This is a genomic window from Paenibacillus sp. FSL P2-0121, from assembly GCF_037975345.1.
GTDB classification, from domain to species: domain Bacteria; phylum Bacillota; class Bacilli; order Paenibacillales; family Paenibacillaceae; genus Paenibacillus_AQ; species Paenibacillus_AQ odorifer.
In genome coordinates, this window is sequence record NZ_CP150245.1 from 3,071,809 (window position 1) to 3,088,528 (window position 16,720).

At 41.8% G+C, this 16,720-nt stretch carries 16 protein-coding genes; 12 read left to right on the forward strand and 4 right to left on the reverse strand.

Translation table 11 applies throughout. The features are described 5' to 3' along the window. The first annotated feature begins 84 nt into the window (after positions 1-84). Entirely contained in the window at positions 85-1,491 is a 1,407-nt protein-coding gene (locus MKY54_RS13515; protein WP_081388252.1) for a GNAT family N-acetyltransferase, read from the forward strand. A 53-nt stretch (positions 1,492-1,544) separates the two neighbouring features. Here MKY54_RS13515 and thyX read toward each other — a convergent pair whose 3' ends face one another. Next, on the reverse strand, positions 1,545-2,261 hold the full coding sequence (thyX, locus tag MKY54_RS13520; RefSeq protein ID WP_038570515.1) for an FAD-dependent thymidylate synthase: 717 nt from the start codon (positions 2,259-2,261) through the stop codon (positions 1,545-1,547). Further along, complete coding sequence (locus MKY54_RS13525) at positions 2,258-2,794, reverse strand: GNAT family protein (RefSeq protein WP_076275817.1); 537 nt, start codon at positions 2,792-2,794, stop codon at positions 2,258-2,260. Before MKY54_RS13525 ends, thyX begins: the two co-directional genes overlap by 4 nt. A 167-nt stretch (positions 2,795-2,961) precedes the next feature. Here MKY54_RS13525 and MKY54_RS13530 point away from each other — a divergent pair, with 167 nt between their 5' ends. Together MKY54_RS13530 and MKY54_RS13535 are read left to right on the forward strand one after the other, a co-directional pair. Then, entirely contained in the window at positions 2,962-4,203 is a 1,242-nt protein-coding gene (locus MKY54_RS13530; protein ID WP_339190744.1) for a stalk domain-containing protein, read from the forward strand. A gap of 119 nt (positions 4,204-4,322) precedes the next feature. Continuing rightward, complete coding sequence (locus MKY54_RS13535; RefSeq protein ID WP_036686376.1) at positions 4,323-4,511, forward strand: hypothetical protein; 189 nt, start codon at positions 4,323-4,325, stop codon at positions 4,509-4,511. Between the two features lie 142 nt (positions 4,512-4,653). On the opposite strand, the gene MKY54_RS13540 is transcribed toward MKY54_RS13535, so the two are convergent. Beyond that, positions 4,654-5,943 (reverse strand): adenylosuccinate synthase, encoded by a 1,290-nt coding sequence (locus MKY54_RS13540; protein ID WP_339190747.1) that lies wholly within the window; start codon positions 5,941-5,943, stop codon positions 4,654-4,656. Positions 5,944-6,058: 115 nt separating this feature from the next. On the opposite strand from MKY54_RS13540, the gene MKY54_RS13545 reads away from it, so the two are divergent. The 7 genes from MKY54_RS13545 (at position 6,059) to MKY54_RS13575 (ending at position 14,773) form a co-directional block, all read left to right on the forward strand. Next, positions 6,059-6,937, forward strand: coding sequence for a LysR family transcriptional regulator (locus tag MKY54_RS13545; RefSeq protein WP_036686616.1), 879 nt, complete (start codon positions 6,059-6,061; stop codon positions 6,935-6,937). Positions 6,938-6,986: 49 nt separating this feature from the next. Then, positions 6,987-8,228, forward strand: a complete 1,242-nt coding sequence (locus MKY54_RS13550; RefSeq protein ID WP_339190749.1) for a molybdopterin-dependent oxidoreductase — start codon at positions 6,987-6,989, stop codon at positions 8,226-8,228. Between the two features lie 151 nt (positions 8,229-8,379). Further along, the gene (locus MKY54_RS13555; protein WP_339190750.1) at positions 8,380-9,123 is read left to right on the forward strand and encodes a hypothetical protein; all 744 of its coding nucleotides are present in this window, start codon (positions 8,380-8,382) and stop codon (positions 9,121-9,123) included. A 13-nt stretch (positions 9,124-9,136) separates the two neighbouring features. After that, entirely contained in the window at positions 9,137-10,825 is a 1,689-nt protein-coding gene (locus MKY54_RS13560) for a VWA domain-containing protein (RefSeq protein WP_339190753.1), read from the forward strand. Between the two features lie 24 nt (positions 10,826-10,849). Beyond that, the gene (locus tag MKY54_RS13565) at positions 10,850-11,989 is read left to right on the forward strand and encodes a toxic anion resistance protein (protein ID WP_076280780.1); all 1,140 of its coding nucleotides are present in this window, start codon (positions 10,850-10,852) and stop codon (positions 11,987-11,989) included. 155 nt (positions 11,990-12,144) lie between these two features. Continuing rightward, the gene (locus tag MKY54_RS13570; RefSeq protein WP_076280779.1) at positions 12,145-12,867 is read left to right on the forward strand and encodes a sensor domain-containing protein; all 723 of its coding nucleotides are present in this window, start codon (positions 12,145-12,147) and stop codon (positions 12,865-12,867) included. 514 nt (positions 12,868-13,381) lie between these two features. After that, positions 13,382-14,773 carry an alpha/beta hydrolase-fold protein gene (locus tag MKY54_RS13575; RefSeq protein ID WP_339190756.1) on the forward strand — a complete coding sequence of 464 codons (1,392 nt, stop codon included), beginning with the start codon at positions 13,382-13,384 and terminating at the stop codon, positions 14,771-14,773. A 172-nt stretch (positions 14,774-14,945) separates the two neighbouring features. Here the strand turns inward: MKY54_RS13575 and MKY54_RS13580 are convergent, their stop codons facing one another. Beyond that, positions 14,946-15,674, reverse strand: a complete 729-nt coding sequence (locus tag MKY54_RS13580) for an SDR family oxidoreductase (RefSeq protein WP_339190758.1) — start codon at positions 15,672-15,674, stop codon at positions 14,946-14,948. 165 nt (positions 15,675-15,839) lie between these two features. Here MKY54_RS13580 and MKY54_RS13585 point away from each other — a divergent pair, with 165 nt between their 5' ends. Continuing rightward, positions 15,840-16,178: a winged helix-turn-helix transcriptional regulator gene (locus MKY54_RS13585; RefSeq protein WP_036686390.1), complete on the forward strand. Its 339-nt coding sequence runs from the start codon at positions 15,840-15,842 to the stop codon at positions 16,176-16,178. Positions 16,179-16,205: 27 nt separating this feature from the next. Next, positions 16,206-16,658: a hypothetical protein gene (locus tag MKY54_RS13590; RefSeq protein WP_081392446.1), complete on the forward strand. Its 453-nt coding sequence runs from the start codon at positions 16,206-16,208 to the stop codon at positions 16,656-16,658. The last annotated feature ends 62 nt before the right edge of the window (positions 16,659-16,720 follow it).

The following is a 16,720-nucleotide window of genomic DNA, read 5'->3' on the forward strand; positions in this document are numbered from 1 at the left end:
TGATTTAATAGAATAATTTACCGATAATGTTAATGGGGGAACCCAGAATCAAATCCGTCATGAAGCAGGAGGCACTATCGGACAATGATGACTTTAATGAACATGGTGCGGGGAACGGAGAACGATCTTCCTGCTAAAGAGATGATTAAGTATTGGAATCATGAGCCTGGAACCTTAAAGATGGTAAGGGCCAGCAGCAATTTTATTTATACCTTTCAGTGGAATGGTAACCGCTTTTATTTAAGGTTTACTCATGAAGAGGATAATTCTCCAGACAATATCCAGGCAGAGCTGGATTTTATGATGTATTTATTAGAACAAGGTTATGAGACTGTCTCTCCAGTGCGTTCTAAGTCTGGCAATTGGATTGAAACGTTGTTAACGGATCACGGGCGATACCACGGGGTAGTTTTTGAACAGGCCCAGGGTGAATATGTTTCACTTGATGAGATGAAGGAACCTCATTTTTATCAATGGGGCCAATCGCTTGCACGTCTGCATAATTTTTCGGAAACCTATGCACCGAGCACACCTTATCGCAAAAGCTGGGTCGATTCATTGAATTTTATTTATTCCGTATTGAGCAGGCATCCTGAGGAGCATAAGGCGCTTAAGGAATATGAGCGGATTGAAGCTTGGCTATCAGAGCTTCCTTTTGGAGTAGGGCATACTGGGCTCGTGCATTATGATTTTGAGATGGATAATATCTTTTATATGCAAGAAGAATCCCGCTACAGTGCCATCGATTTTGATGACTCTATGTATCACTGGTTTGCGATGGATATTACATCGGCGTTAAGAGACCTGACGGAATCGGATGATAATGAGAGTAGAAGAAACATTGACCATTTTATTAGTGGATATAGATCGGTTAAGCAGCTAGATGATGAGTATATGAAGTTGATACCTGAATTTCAAAGATTTGCAGACTTATACAGTTTTGCTAGATTACTTCGGTGTATGGAGAATACGGATGATTCTATTTTCCCGGATTGGGCGAAACAGCTTAAACTGAAATTAGAAAGAGTTTGTGACCGATTACGAACCGGCTTTCAACCACATATAGTGCTGAAGGATATTACTGAAAAAAACTGGTACGCTTGTACTCAATTAGAAGTATCGGATGAGCAAAAGGCTATTTTTCCTGTACCGGTGGTCTATTGGTTAGCAGAAGCAGCTTATTGTGGTATGACCCCGCTCGCTTTATACGCAGATGAAGAATTGGTAGGTTTCTCTGTGTATAGCGTAGATCCTGAGGATGGAAGTTATTGGATTATGGCTTTTATGATTGACCAGAAATATCAGAACAGGGGTTTAGGCAGAACGGGTATGGATACCTTAATTCGTTATATTAAAGCAGAACATCATTGCGACAAAATCGTTATTGGCCATCGGATCGAAAACGAACGTGCTACGAATTTATATACATCACTCGGGTTCGTTGAAGTCAGTAGGGACGAGTTTGAAGTTATACGAGGGTTGGTAGTGTAAAAAGGGAAAAGCCGCCAAGGGTTTGGCGGCTCTTTTTTATATTAGGAAATAAATTAATCTACAGAGCCGGTTGTCAGCAGCTGATCAAAAGAGACAGGGAATAGTGGCTCAATTAGCGATAAAATTGCTTTTGCATACTCCTGAATTTCTTTCTGAGCGTCATGCTCCAGTCTTTGATTTAAAAAATGGGCTACAGATTGAACTGAAGCTGTCCAGTACCAACGAACGAATAATCCATAAGCAGGTAGAAACAGTCTTGCTTGTTCAGCACATATACCATCTGCTAAAGCTGCTTCATACTTAGATAATCCTAACTCGGTGTATTCTTGAAGCTCACGGGTGTATTTTTCACCAAGCTCCCATGCAATGATGTCACCACTGCCTTGTTTGGAATTCTCTGGTTTGGATCTCCATTCTCCCGCAGCAGGTTGATAAAAAACGGGTTCTTCTGTTATGTATCTTCGGCTGGATTCGTTCCAGGCTTCCAAGCTATCTCCAGTACCTTCGTAATGGGCAGAACCGACTACGTATTTCCACCACTGTCTCGCAACCATTAATGGGGCATAAACCTCAAATTGAGTGATGGCATGGCGGAAAGGAGAGGTATGTCCTTCACGGGCAAGGAATTTTATTAGTTTAATATCCCGATCACTAAGCTCAAAAGATTGTTTTGCATAAGAAACACGCGCAGCGTTAGCAACCGTTAAATCTGAGCCCATATGATCTACTAATCTTACATAACCTTCATTTAAAACTTTGATTGTTGTCAATTTAATGTAGCCTCCTTTTCCAAAGCAGAGTAAATGAGTTCGTCACACCATTGTTGATTGCAAAATCTAGTCTCTCTGAGGATTCCATCCCTAATCATTCCTGCTCTAATCATAACTTTTTCAGATTGAAGATTCTCTGCATTGGCATAGGCAACGACTCTATGGGCATTAAGAGAGCTAAAGGCGTAGCCTATCAGTGTTTTGACGGCTTCTGTCGCATAGCCCATTTTCCAGTATTCCGGCAGTAGGACCCAGCCAATCTCCCACTCTCTGATCTCTTCCCAATTTAACTTTATACTTACGTTGCCTATGGGGGTTCTATTTTGCTTTGTACATACTGCTAGATCATAATGCTCACGCGGATCGCTGGTAGTCTGAGTCAGAATCGAAAGGAAGTTCTCTTTAATTTGTTTTGCATCTGGTGCGGTGTTTTCATATTTGTGAGACAAAGGATTAAGTTCCAGTTCTTCATAAAAAGAAAAATCATCGCTTGTATAATCTCTTAATATCAATCTGTCGGCTATTATTTCCATGAGTTAATACCTCCTAATCCATGATTATAATGGAAGACTCTGTAATTATCACGGAGTAAATTCACTAGAAATACAAAAAAAAATTTCTGTAAATTTTTCTCTAGTAAAATTGTGGAATTGTGATACAGTAATTAAGGTTTATATATTTAGAGGGGGATGTAAGGGAAATGAAAGCTATTAAATGGAGCATCACTGCAGCGTTAGCAGTATCTATGTTGGGTCCAATACATACAGTGAAGGCGGCAGATACGCGTAACGTCGATTACGATCAAGGTAGTATTTTACGGAGTGCCCGTTCAGTTTCGTCATCATACAATGAAGGCAATCCGCAGGTTGAAGATTTGATTTTTCAGATGGATGCGACCGAAATCACTGTTGGGGACAATGTTCCGGTACAAATCTATGCTAAAGATGCCGATGGCATATCTGAACGCGTTCCGTTAGCTCAAGCAAATGTCGTAATTGAAAAACCTTATTTGCTGCAAAAGCAAGCCGATGGCACAATGAAAGCCTTAGCGGTAGGAGAAACGAACGTAACGGTCATTTCAGGATCAGATTCCAAAACAATAAAAGTTTCGATCAGTGCGGACCATGATATTGATCAAGGTGCATTTGTTAATGGAACAATGTATTTGCCGGTTCAATCGGTTTTTCAAACGTTGGGAGCAACAGTCCAAGTTAATACAGCAACTAAAATCTTTAGCATTCGCCTAGGAGATTTACCAATACAGCTTCAACTCGAAAGCGATATTGCAATGGTGAATGGTGCGAAGGTCAAAATGAGTGGTAACGTGCAAAAGATCGACGGATCTACAGTTTTTCCTGCCACGCTTTTAAAAACTGCACTGTCAGCAGAGTTAATTTGGGATGGAAATTATCAGACGATGGAGATCTACTTCGGCAAAGCAGAGTTGTTCGCCTATACGAAACAAACCGCGCAGATTTTTAAGAAGGAAGAACAAGGAAACCTCGTTAAGTTCATTGGAAAAACATATTGGCTCAATCAATTCGACTCCGATTATAAGTTCCAAAAAGTCACTATTGTAGATATTTTACCTGATTATGAAGGTGAATTCGCCATTTCATTTAAGGTTTTATCAACGGGGCAAATTCTTAACTCTTATACAATGTCGGGGGATGAGTTGATCCGTACATTAGGAAATAAAGAATATTTCTTAACAACGGATCCATTTAAGACCTATAAGTGGTCGGATGCGATTTGGAGTAAGATTAAAAAGAGCATAGTTGCTACTGGGATGACCAAGCAGCAAGTGGAGTTTAGTTGGGGTAAGCCTATAAGTAAATCCACATTATCAGGTAGTGGCATTCAAGTGGAGACCTGGCAGTATGGTAATTATAACTATGTTACCTTTACGAACGGTGTTGTCTCCATGATTTATACGAATTAATTCTTCCTAACTTCTGCGTTACTTTAGTCATAGAGCCTGTCTTTGCGACATATCATTTTGGAGAAGCACTTTCAGAATTAAAGTGTTGACTATTGTTGGCCGAAATGAGGGGTTTATTCATGGCAAAGTCAAAACGTGGACATGCACTTTGGAATTTACCATCAAGGGGCAGGGGGACTTGTCCAATCTGTCAGAACACCCGTATTAAGCTGCTTTATCCCAAGAAAAAAACGGATGGAGCAGTCGTTAAGGTCTGTAAACGCTGTGACAAGGCTCCGCAGACGAAAGTGGATGCCGTGTTGATTTAAAAAGAGTACACAAAAAGAGGCTGTCTCAAAAGTGGATTTTTCTACGTATGAGGCAGCCCTTCTCATGAATAAAACAAAGAAGCACTTCTCTAATAAGAGAGGCGCTTCTTTTAAATTTTACAGAGATTTAGTACGTATATGATTATTTCGTTATCCGATTAATGACCTGTTCGCGTCTAGGACCCACGGAAATCGTAGTAATACGCGTGCCAATAGAGGTTTCAATAAAATCAATGTAAAGCTTAGCTTGTTCTGGCAGATCTTCGAAGTCGGTGATCTGAGAGATATCGCAGTTCCAGCCAGATAAATGCGTGAATATCGGTTTTGCAGAGTTCAGTTTATTCGTAGCCGGGAACTTGTCGGTGATCTCTCCATTTTCAAGCTCATAAGCCACACAAACTGGAATCTCTTCCAAATAACCAAGCACGTCAAGATTAGTCAACACGACTTCAGTGGCACCCTGCATTTGGCAACCGTAACGAGTAGCTACAGCATCAAACCAGCCCATACGTCTAGGACGGCCAGTCGTAGCCCCGAATTCCCCGGCATCGCCACCTCTTGTACGAAGTTCATCCGCAACGGGCCCTTCTAATTCTGTAACAAAAGGTCCAGCGCCGACACAACTGGAATAGGCCTTGGTTACAGCGATGACATTCGTGATAGCTGCTGCAGGAAGACCGGCACCGACAGGTGCAAACCCGGCAAGTGTTGAAGAGGAGGTGGAGTAAGGATAAATACCGTGATCAGGATCACGCAGAGCCCCAAGCTGACCTTCAAGTAAGATAGTCTCTCCCTTAGCATAAGCCTCTTGTAGCAAGTCTGTTGTATTGGCTACATAAGGCGCTAGCTGTACAGCTTCTTCTTGCAGCTGAATCATTAATTCCGAGATTTGGATCGGCGCTTTCTTATATAAATGCTCAAGTAAAATATTTTTGGAAGCGAGTAATTGTTCAAGACGTTTCTCAAGTCGGGCGGTATCAAATAAATCCGCTACCTGTATGCCTAGCTTTGCATATTTATCTGCGTAAAATGGTGCAATTCCCCGTTTTGTTGAACCGAATCCTTGAGATCCCAGACGTTCCTCTTCTAGTTCATCAAACAAACGATGGATTGGAAGCACGATTTGCGCCCGTTCGGATACGAATAATCTAGGCTTTGGCACACCTCTATCCGTTAAAGCTTTCAATTCTTTTATTAAGACTTCTGTATCAAGTGCTGTTCCGGGTCCAATAATGTTTGTAACGGAAGGATAAAATACCCCAGATGGCAGCATATGCAATGAAAATTTTCCATATTGGTTTATGATGGTATGCCCAGCATTACTACCACCTTGAAAACGAACGACAAAGGAAGATTGTGCAGCTAGCACATCCGTCATTTTTCCTTTTCCTTCGTCGCCCCAGTTTGCTCCTACAATTGCAATTACGGTCACGCGTTTTCGCCTCCCAAGCTTGTTTTTGGCTACAGGACTAAGTATAATGCTAGTTAAATCATTAGAAAAATTGATATAAGTTATATCTATTATAAGGTGGAGTAATGACGTGGGGATGGACATTAATTTGGAGTGGTATCGCTCTTTTTATTGGGTAGCGAATACTGGGAGTTTAACTGCTGCGGCAGAACGACTCAATATTACACAACCGGCAGTAAGTCACACGATTAAACAATTGGAAGAAAAAATGGGCGGCCCGTTATTTTTTCGCACTTCTCGCGGGGTCGATCTAACAACAGAAGGAAAAGTACTGCTAAGCTTTATTGAGCAAGCCTTTCATCATGTAGACATGGGCGAAAGAGCGATCGCAGATATGAACAATCTGAACAGCGGCGAGATTCATATCGGAGCAAGTGACACCTTATGCAAATATTATCTGTTACCTTTTTTGGAGCAATTTCATGAACAATTTCCCAATATCCGCATTCATATTACGAATCGTACGACACCAGAAACACTTACGCTTTTAAAAGAAGGGAAAATTGATTTTGGTATCGTCAGCTTGCCGACATCTGATAAACAGATTGATTTTCGCAAAAGTACTCAGCTTCAAGATTGCCTGGTAGGGGGCAAAGGTTTTCGTCATTTGGCGGACAAGACCATGCCGCTTGCAGACATTCAGCAGTATCCGTTGTTATGCTTAGAAGCGGGTGGCAGCACCAGAAAGTATATGGATCAGTTTTTAGCTTCTAATCATCTGACGATTACACCTGAATTTGAACTGGGAAGTGTGGATTTGCTTGTTCAGTTTGCGAAACGTGGTTTTGGCCTTGCTTTTGTTATTCGTGATTACGTAACCGAAGAATTGAAGAAAGGTGAGCTTGTCGAGATTCCTCTGGACCCACCTTTGCCAGAACGTAACATAGGAATTGCTACCCTGCGTGGAGTTCCTCTTACAGCTGCTTCAAAGTCTTTTCTAACATTATTAGAGTAGAATCAGGAAAGAGCTATTAGAGCATACCTAGTGAAGAGGAGGAAAGGTAATGAATCCTTTACTGGCTCGGCTGCGCAAGGGATACGGGAAAAAGCTTCGGGCGCTTCATACCTGGAATGGCTGGCTGGTTGTGTTGCTCACACTCACAGGACTTGTACTTGTAGGTGGCTTCTGGCGTGGCTTCTTAGGGGAAGGCAGAGTATGGATCAAAGGGCTTCATATCGTGGTCGGTGTCGCTTCGATCATTCCGGTTATTTATTATTTGCTGCTGGCAGGGAAACATTGGAAACAACTGAAGGAGCGGCCTTGGCAACGTTTTAATGTAATCGTTGTACTTTCATTGCTGCTCGGCTGGTTCGTTTCAGGAGTACTACTCTGGCAATTCCGCGTGGTGGGTCCACATGTATCGAACGTTGCTCTGATCGTCCATGACTTATTGACCTGGATAGGCCTTCCTTATATTATTTATCATTCTTTGACTCGGGTAAAATGGCTTAAAGAACCGAGCCGGCGGATAGTGAAAAGTGGCATTGAGACAGGCAGCCCTTCGAATCATCGGGAAACCCCGCAGCCGGTTTATACACGTAGAGCTTTCATACGCGGATCGATTGGTGTTGGGCTTGCGGTCACTATAGGTCCATCGTTTATAAAATGGCTCGGCAGTTCAATTGGAAATATCGGAGGCAGCGAAACAATTGATAAGCTGATCGAAAGTGATCGTAATCAGTTGTTGCCTGCACCCCAGCCACTGGCGGCATCCTCACCCCCTCTCGGAGGAGGGGCGCAAGGACAATTCCGTGTTTACACAGTCACTCCGATTCCAGAGTTTACGAACAACAATTGGTCTTTTACGATAGATGGGCTTGTGGAGCAGAATTTCAAGTGGAACTGGGAACAGTTCGTAAAGCTGAAGCGGACCGTTCAGGTGAGTGATTTTCACTGTGTGACAGGCTGGTCAGTCTATAAGAATACCTGGGAAGGAATCAAGCTAAAAGATCTTTTGAGTCAGGCCGGTGTGAAGCCCACAGCTAAGACTGTGAAATTCTATTCGGGTGATGGTGTATACACGGATACGCTCACATTGGAACAAGCCGACATGGATGATGTGCTGGTCGCGGTAATGCATGATGGAAAGCCGATTCCAAGCGATCTCGGCGGTCCTGTACGGTTAATCGTTCCGAAGATGTTCGCATACAAGTCTGTGAAGTGGCTGAACCGGATTGAGCTGATCGAAGGCGATCATACGGGATATTGGGAGCAACGCGGGTATTCAAATGATGCGTGGGTATAAAATAGGGATCGTTAACCTTAATGGGCTTATTGCCTGTTAAGGTTTTTTTGTTGATTAATTCCTTATTTTTTTAGCATATAGCAAATGAAGAGACGTAATAACAGAAATTGCTCCATACAATAGAAGTGACTGGATGCAGGAGGTGGTTGTGATGAACGGGGTTAGAGCCATAAAGCTGTTGGGACTTATTCTCGGTGTGGTACTACTGAACATTATCGTGTTGTCACCAGGTTTATTAGGGGTGGAAATCGGAGGAACCAGTGTATTTGAAACAGCTTTAGGTGTGACATTGTTGTTTGTTAGTCTACTTGTTGTTCTTTATGAAAGTTATATTTTATTGTTTAAACCTTCATCTATCCCTGCTGTGAAAACACTGAAATCTTATGAGGATTATATAGCCGCGCTTACTCAATACAAAAATGTCAAAGTGTTGAAAAAAGACATTGCGCTTGCTCTAGATCAGATATCCCGGATGGAAAAGAAGAGAAGTACCTTGTTAGATGTTTTAGGTCAGAGATTCGAATCCACTGAACTTAGCTTCAAAAAATTTAATGCAGTCAGTTATGAAGTAGCAAAGCTTTTTTACCTGAACATTCGAGGGATTCTGAATAAACTCAGTGTATTTGATGCCTCAGAGTTCACCCTTTTCTCCAGCCAGCATAGACCCTCGCAGTTCTCAGATAAACTGGTGCAAAAAAAGACAGCTTTGTACAATGAATATTTAGCCTATGTAACAGGGTATCTTGGGGCAAATGAAGAGATTCTGCTGAAGCTGGATAAGCTGCTGCTGGAAATATCGCTACTTGACAGTACAGATTATACAGATGTTGAAGAGATGCCTTGTATGAAGGAAATCGATGAGCTGATCAAGCAGACGAAATTCTATAAGCAATGAAGGGGAGATGTGTATGGCTAATAAAGGAAAAACAGTAGCAGTTTTAGGGAGCATTACGGTGGTAGTTTTTGCTCTCGTGTATTTTGGAATCACCTTGACTTCTAATATAGGAAAAACCAAAACCCAGATTTCTTCCGAAGATGCGGGGAAGCAGCTTGAGAAGCTATATAAGAACATAAACGTGACCACTGCTGAGCAAATCAAAGGCCAGATTGATCTGGATCCTGTCGCGATTGGGGATTCACTACCAGATATCTCAAAGTTTCCTGTATCCGTAGACAATACAACAGATAGCTTTGTAGAGATATTTTCTTCTACAGAGAAATCAGGAACGGGTAATGATGGTTGGCTAAATGAAGTTGCTACAGATTTTAACAACTCTAATATTGAGGTGAACGGGAGTCATGTTTCTGTGAAAATCCGTAATATTGCTTCAGGTACAGCGACAGATTACATAAGATCTGGGAAGTATGTGCCAGATGCCTTTACCCCTTCAAATGAGCTGTGGGGCGAAATGGTAAAAGCAAACGGGATGAACACTCAGCTAATCACTAAACGTCTTGTAGGTAATGTAGCTGGTATTGTTACCAGTAAGGCGAAATATGATGAACTAATAGAGAAATACGGTTCTTTAAACGTCAAGACGGTTACAGATGCCATAGCAAATAATGAGTTATCAATGGGCTATACCGACCCTTTTGCCAGTTCTACGGGTTTAAACTTTCTGGTAACAGCGCTTGGGACGTTTGGCGGTTCAGACTTACTTGGTGAGCAAGCGGTGCAGGGCTTTGAGAAATTCCAAGCAAATGTTCCCTTTATTGCCTCAACCACTTTACAGATGCGAGAGGCTGCAAAAACCGGTAAGCTTGATGCTTTTGTCTTAGAATACCAGATCTTTTTGAATGCAGCAGATTTGAAAGGGGGGTATGTATTCACTCCTTTTGGTGTAAGACATGACAGCCCGCTTTATGCTTTAGGTGATCTTCCTCAGGAAAAACTCGATATTATTAAGAAGTTTGCTGAGTTTGTTGAACAGGATAAATACCAGGAGCTGGGTGAGAAAAAAGGCTTCAATGGTCTTAATGATTACCAATCAGAGCTTAGTACAGTGGATGGCAGTCTCATATCCTCAGCTCAGAAGCTGTGGAAAGAGAAGAAAAATGGCAATAAACCTATCGCCGCAGTATTTGTGGCAGATGTCTCAGGAAGTATGAACGGGGAACCCTTGAACCGCTTAAAGCAATCTTTATTAACAGGCCAGAAGTACTTGGGCAAGGATAACAGCATTGGTTTTGTCTCTTACTCTGATAACGTTACAATCAATCTTCCGATTGGAAAATATGACACGAACCAGCAGTCCATGTTTGTTGGTGCGATTGATAGTCTTCAAGCAAATGGGGGGACGGCTACTTTTGACGGGATCGCGGTAGCCATCCATATGCTTCAAACGGAATTACAGCTAAATCCGGATTTGAAGCCGTTGATCTTTGTATTAAGTGATGGAGAGACCAATGAAGGGCATTCCTTGAATGATATCAGAGGTCTTATTGAGACCTACAAAATCCCGATTTACACGATTGGCTACAATGCGAATATCAAGGCGCTTGAGAGTATTTCGAGTATAAATGAAGCGGCCAACATCAATGCAGATACAGATGATGTGGTCTATAAAATCGGCAACCTGCTCAATGTTCAAATGTAAGCTATTTTTTATAGGAGGGGTTCTATGTCGTTTACTATGGAAGTCGTAAGTCAGGAAAAGCTGAAATCAGTAATTGAAGAGCAGGTCAAACCTGAGCCTGAGGAAGTATCACAACTGAAAACACTGGCAGTAAACAATGTCTCCGCCATTCTGGATCTGAATTTAGAGTCACTGGATAAGCGGAAAGCGGTGCTGCAATCCATTGATAGCTTCGGTTTGGAAACGATGAGATCCTCTTCGGACAAAAACTCCCTGTTGCAGGTTTCAGTGGGGAATTTATCAAAGACAGGGGATGAAGGCGGCCAAGTAGCAAAAGGTTTGACGGAGCTTAATCTCCAGCTGAAGGATTTGGATCCCAGTGCAGTAGATTTTGCCAAGACGGGTTTTCTTGGGAAGTTCTTTAATCCATTACGTAGTTATTTTGCTAAATATCAAAAGGCGGATGCTGTCATTTCAGATATTATAATTTCTTTAGACAAGGGTAAGACCGTTTTGAAGAACGATAATACTACGCTGGAATTTGAGCAACAGGCACTTCGGGAACTTACAAAAAAGCTACAAAAAGAAATTCAGCTCGGCATGCTGATGGATCAGGAGATAGAGACGCAACTGGAAGCCGCTAAGCTGCGTGATGAGGATGAGGAGAAAGTTCGGTTCATTACAGAAGAAGTGCTTTTTCCGTTGCGGCAGCGTGTCATGGATTTGCAACAGATGCTTGTAGTGAATCAACAAGGAATTATGGCCATAGAAGTGGTTATTCGAAATAATAAAGAGCTGATCAGAGGGGTGGACAGAGCTAGAAATGTTACCGTGTCTGCCTTGAAAATATCGGTTACGGTAGCTAGTGCGCTGTATAATCAACGAATTGTTTTGAAAAAGATCGAACTTTTAAATCAAACCACCGATAGCCTGATCAGCGGTACCTCAAAAATGTTGAAAAACCAAGGGGCGGAAATCCATAAACAGTCGTTAGAATCAAGTATTTCAGTGGATACATTAAAGCAAGCTTTTACAGATGTGCTATCCGCTCTCGATTCCATCAGTACTTATAAGCAGGAAGCTCTCCCCAAAATGCGTGAAACCATTAATCAGTTCAGAGAGCTGGCAGATAATGGCGAACAGCAGATTGTGCGGCTGGAAAAGGGAAATAAGTTGGGGTTGTAGCCTAGCAAAATCATAAATCTGTTTAATTATGCGCTTTGAAGCAACAAATCCTAGCCTTTAGTCTGGTATGACTCCAGCCCCAAGACTGTTTTGAGCCTTCTTTTTCCCACGTATAATGAGATTAATTGAAAAACGTGAGAGAAAGGACAATAGAAATGAATGATAAGTTATACACTATGCCGATGGGAGCTCTTGATTCCATGCATATTCCAGCAGAATCCCAACCCCAATCTAAAACGCGCAAACGTGGAGCAAGTCCAAAGACATATCGGAGTATTTTATACTTCTTAATCTCTTTACCGCTTACGATTGTATATTTCGTGTTTATGGTGACAGGGCTGACGTTATCCATTGCGTTAACCCCAATATTCATCGGAATTCCTTTGTTTTTTGCAGTAGCTAAGGGATTGGATTACATCGTACAATTTGAGCAAGAGCTGGTCAGATCATTGTTAGATATTCCTAGACCTAGTGAAGAGACCAGATCGGATATGCAGCTAGAGGGAGCGGGCTTCCTGCAACGAATGAAGTTAGGTTTTCATGGAGCGAAGTTTGCCCGTAACGTTATGCTGATTATGGGTCGATTCGTATCCAGTATTATTTTCTTTTCAATAACAGTAACTGTAGTAGCGGCTGCACTGGGCCTGATTACACTACCTGTGCTGCACCAGATTTTCTTGCAAACCATGGATTTGAACATTTTAGAGAATAGTGTGTTTGCTTTGTTCCAGATCGACTGGACATTATCCCAACAATATATCTCCTATGTAGTAGCTGGATTTGTTGTTGCCTTGTTAGCAAGTTGGGTAATTCGTATGCTTATGGATGTGCAACGTAGAATGCTGTTCGTATCCTACGAGGAAAGACAACAGTACTAATTGAAAAGAAGAGATTGTCTCCAAACAACCCTTACTGAATCTGAATAAAACACCAGACAATGATCCTTCAGTTCGTGGAGAATCACTGTCTGGTGTTTTTGGTCTGCGGGGAGGTTTGCTTTTGCAAATGATGAGCTAGTGGAGGCTGCCTGATTGCTTCATTGATTTTTTTTAGTGTCGGTTACTGGTGAGGGATGTTGATGGAATCTGCGAAATAGCTGTACTTTGTGCAGTTATTTCGAGTGCCCAAAGAATAATCCTGACTTTAACTGCACTTTATACAACTAAAAACTAGAGAATCCACTTATAAGGGAGTAATTTCAGAAAATAGCTGCATGAAATACACTTATATCCAGTGATCGAGCGTTCTATTGGATTATAGTTGTATGAAATACAATTAAACTTGAGCGCTTTTACACATTGCCCCAAATTGTGAAAAAATGTTCATAATACCATATAAATCCTGTATAATAAGAGTTGTGAAAACGTTTGAACAAAAATCAGGAGGGGTTCTATGCATTCAAATGGATTATTTAGATGGAGCTTTTTGGGGTTTGCAGTATTAGTTTTGTTAGCGCTTTCGGGATGTTCCAGTTACGAAAATGTAAATGAAAAAGTTGCTACATCACCAACCCCCAATCCAACGATAAGCAATACTTCTAATGCATCGGAGAACCCAACCAATGTGGGGGCGGCAAAAGGTACTGTGCACATAGAAAATATAGGTGAGCGGAGAATATTTGTTTATTTACCTGCAGGGTATGAAGCTGACAGTGAGCGTTATCCTGTTGTGTATATGCACGATGGGCAGAATGTTTTCAATACAAATACCAGCTCTTTAGGCAAAGAATGGAGAGTTGAGGAGATCATTGATCAGCTCGTTGCTGATGGAACCATGGAGAAGGTTATCGTGATAGGAGTCGCTTCAAGTGATGGATCAGAACGGGGAATGGAGTATGTTCCATTTCCGGACGAGTCTATTCCTTCGGATGGAGCGAGTGCAGCCGAATTTACCCAATATTTTATCAATACAGTTATTCCCTATGTTGATGGTGCTTACCGGACCATTCCCGATCGGGATCACCGGATGATAATGGGATCGTCGTTCGGTGCTATTCAGGCTTTATGGATGGGGTATCAGCACCCGGAGACCTTCTCAGCGATAGGGGCTTTATCCCCTGCCACTTGGGTAAGCAATGGGCGTATATTGGATGAATTGGCGAAAGAGTCCGGGAAGCCTGCATTGAAGATTTGGCTCGACATGGGCGTAACCGAAGGAATGCCAATTGATCCGCTTGTGACTGTACTAAAGTCGAAGGGATTTGTATTAGGGAAGGATCTATTCTTTCTGATGGACCCTTTGGGTACACATGAAGAGAAGTCATGGAATAGACGTGTACATAGTCCATTGATTATGTTCGCCGGGAAAGAGGCTGGACAAACGATCAAGCATGAAGTAAGTGACTATCTGACATTAATCGGACCAGAAGCTATCGATATACGTCTTAATTTACTAGTCACTATGGATAATGGGATGGATTTTACAATCCTTGACGGAGTTGAATATCAAGTGTTGAATCCTGAAGTAGGGCAGGTAGACAAGGCAGGTAAGGTGAGCTTCCTGAAGCCGGAATCCTTGAAAGTAAATGTTTCATTTCAAGGTGTTACTGAAGAACATTTGGTTAACTATGAGCATTATGTAAAGGTATTTAAAGTTTATGTGAAATCTCTTGATGTTGACGAGCATGGGGATGAGTTCTCCATTAACCTGAAGCTTTCTGCTCGGAAATTAAATTCAACTCCTGAGTATATCTCAGCGTTAGTGAGCGCTGCTGAAAAAATCGGTGTATATACAATTAAGGAGATTCAGGAGGATTCCATAAGTATAATCTTTAATACGAAGTAGTCATAGAAATTAAAATTCAACTGAGATTATGCTCCTTTTTTGAATTTACTATGATCGTAACTAAGGGGAAATGATCCCCTGGCTGATAATCAGGGAATTTCTCCCTGATTCTTTCAACTAAAAGAAGCTGAGTCAATAAGTAGCGGTTCCAACTTATTGACTCAGCTGTTTTTTATCGCAAAATATATCCCCCATCCGGAAATAAAGTACTTCCTGTTGTATAGCTATTGGTCATCAAATAAATCGTTGTATGTGCTGCTTCGTCGGCATGACCCACCCTGCCAAGGATATTGATATTCGTATATTTGTCGTAAGCCTTGTCTCTAGTTTCCTGTTCTGCGCCTTCCCAATTAAAGTTGGTATGAATGGTTCCAGGGGAGATGACATTTACCCGAATCGGAGCCAATTCTACTGCTAATGCTTTTCCCAGACTTTCAATCGCGCCGTTACAAGCTGCATAGGAGGCACCGTCTGCAAGTGGACGTTGGCTGAATGCGCCGGACATAAGAACAATGGAGCCTGTTGGGTTGATAAAAGGGACGGCATGCTTTACAGCATTATATTGCGGCCAGAACTTTGCATTAAAGCAACTGTGTGCAATCTCCAAGCTAGAAGTAATCGGTCCTCTAACATAGGAGGCTCCCGGAGTGAACAAATGGTCAAAAACGCCGATTTTTTCAAAGAAATCCTTCAAGTCCTGTTCATTTTGATTATCTAGTGAATGAATTTCAACAGAATCGAATCCCAGAAGGTGTTGAGCTTTCTCTAATTTATCTTGTGAACGCCCAGCGATTATGACAGCTGCGCCTTGTTCAACCGCTTGTTTGGCAGTCGCAAGCCCTATTCCGGAGCTTCCTCCGATAATGACGATGCGCTGGTTTTTTAATGAAATAGTGGACATATTTATCTTCTCCGTTCATAGTTAATTGGACTTATTAAGTTCTGTTTTTTATTATTAGCTATAAAATATAACCTGCACAGTACGCACTTTTCTCGTACTAGGTACGATTTTTCGTACTAGCTGGTTCGAACATACAGTTATATAACTATCGAAAGAGGGGATCGCATGGATTTGCTGGAGCCGAGATTAACCGGGGTTCTTACAACACTTGAAAAGATCGGTGGAAAGTGGAAGCCGCTCATTTTATTTATTTTATTGATAGATGGCACAAAACGATTTGGTGAACTTAGACGGATTATCCCAGATGTCTCCCAAGGTACGTTAGCTAAACAATTACGGGAGCTTGAAGAGGATCAGCTTATCGACCGGGTGAGTTATCATGAGCTTCCACTCAGGGTGGAATATAGTATTTCAGAACATGGCAAATCCCTAATTACAGTTTTGGATAGCATGTGTGGCTGGGGTAGGATGCATAAAGAATATTTGAATAATACAAATAAGTAGAGGGGGTGCATTATTATTCATACTATTTTGCAGGAACCAACGGGTCAGACCTACAAGACGCTGGTACAGGTAGCTATGGAAGTATGTGATGAATTTATTCTAGTAAAACGTGATCAGATGGAGTTGGAGCCAGAAGGATATGAACTGCTTGAACAGCTGGAACCTTTTCTCAAAAAGGTCATAAAAGATGACTATTGGCCGGGGACTCGGCTTATGGGGCATTATGCAGATGTTTATTTTTTTGATTGTTCACCTGAAGCGGTCAATATTCTTTTATCCTATTCCACCAGCTTGTACTCGTGGGTACAGACCAGGCTGCCTGATGATCTTTGTTTTCTAAAACAGGGACAACCGTGGCTAATCAATACAGCCCATGAGAGAGAAAGCAATTTGCTCACTGATGTGGATGAGGAACTTAATAGACTAGAGGCGTGCGGATTGTTGTTCCGTGACTTATCTGAGTTTTATAACGCTGATTAAAAAAAATGGACTCATATTTATAGTGCAGAAGAACCCGCAGTTGGTGCGGGTTCTTCTGCATG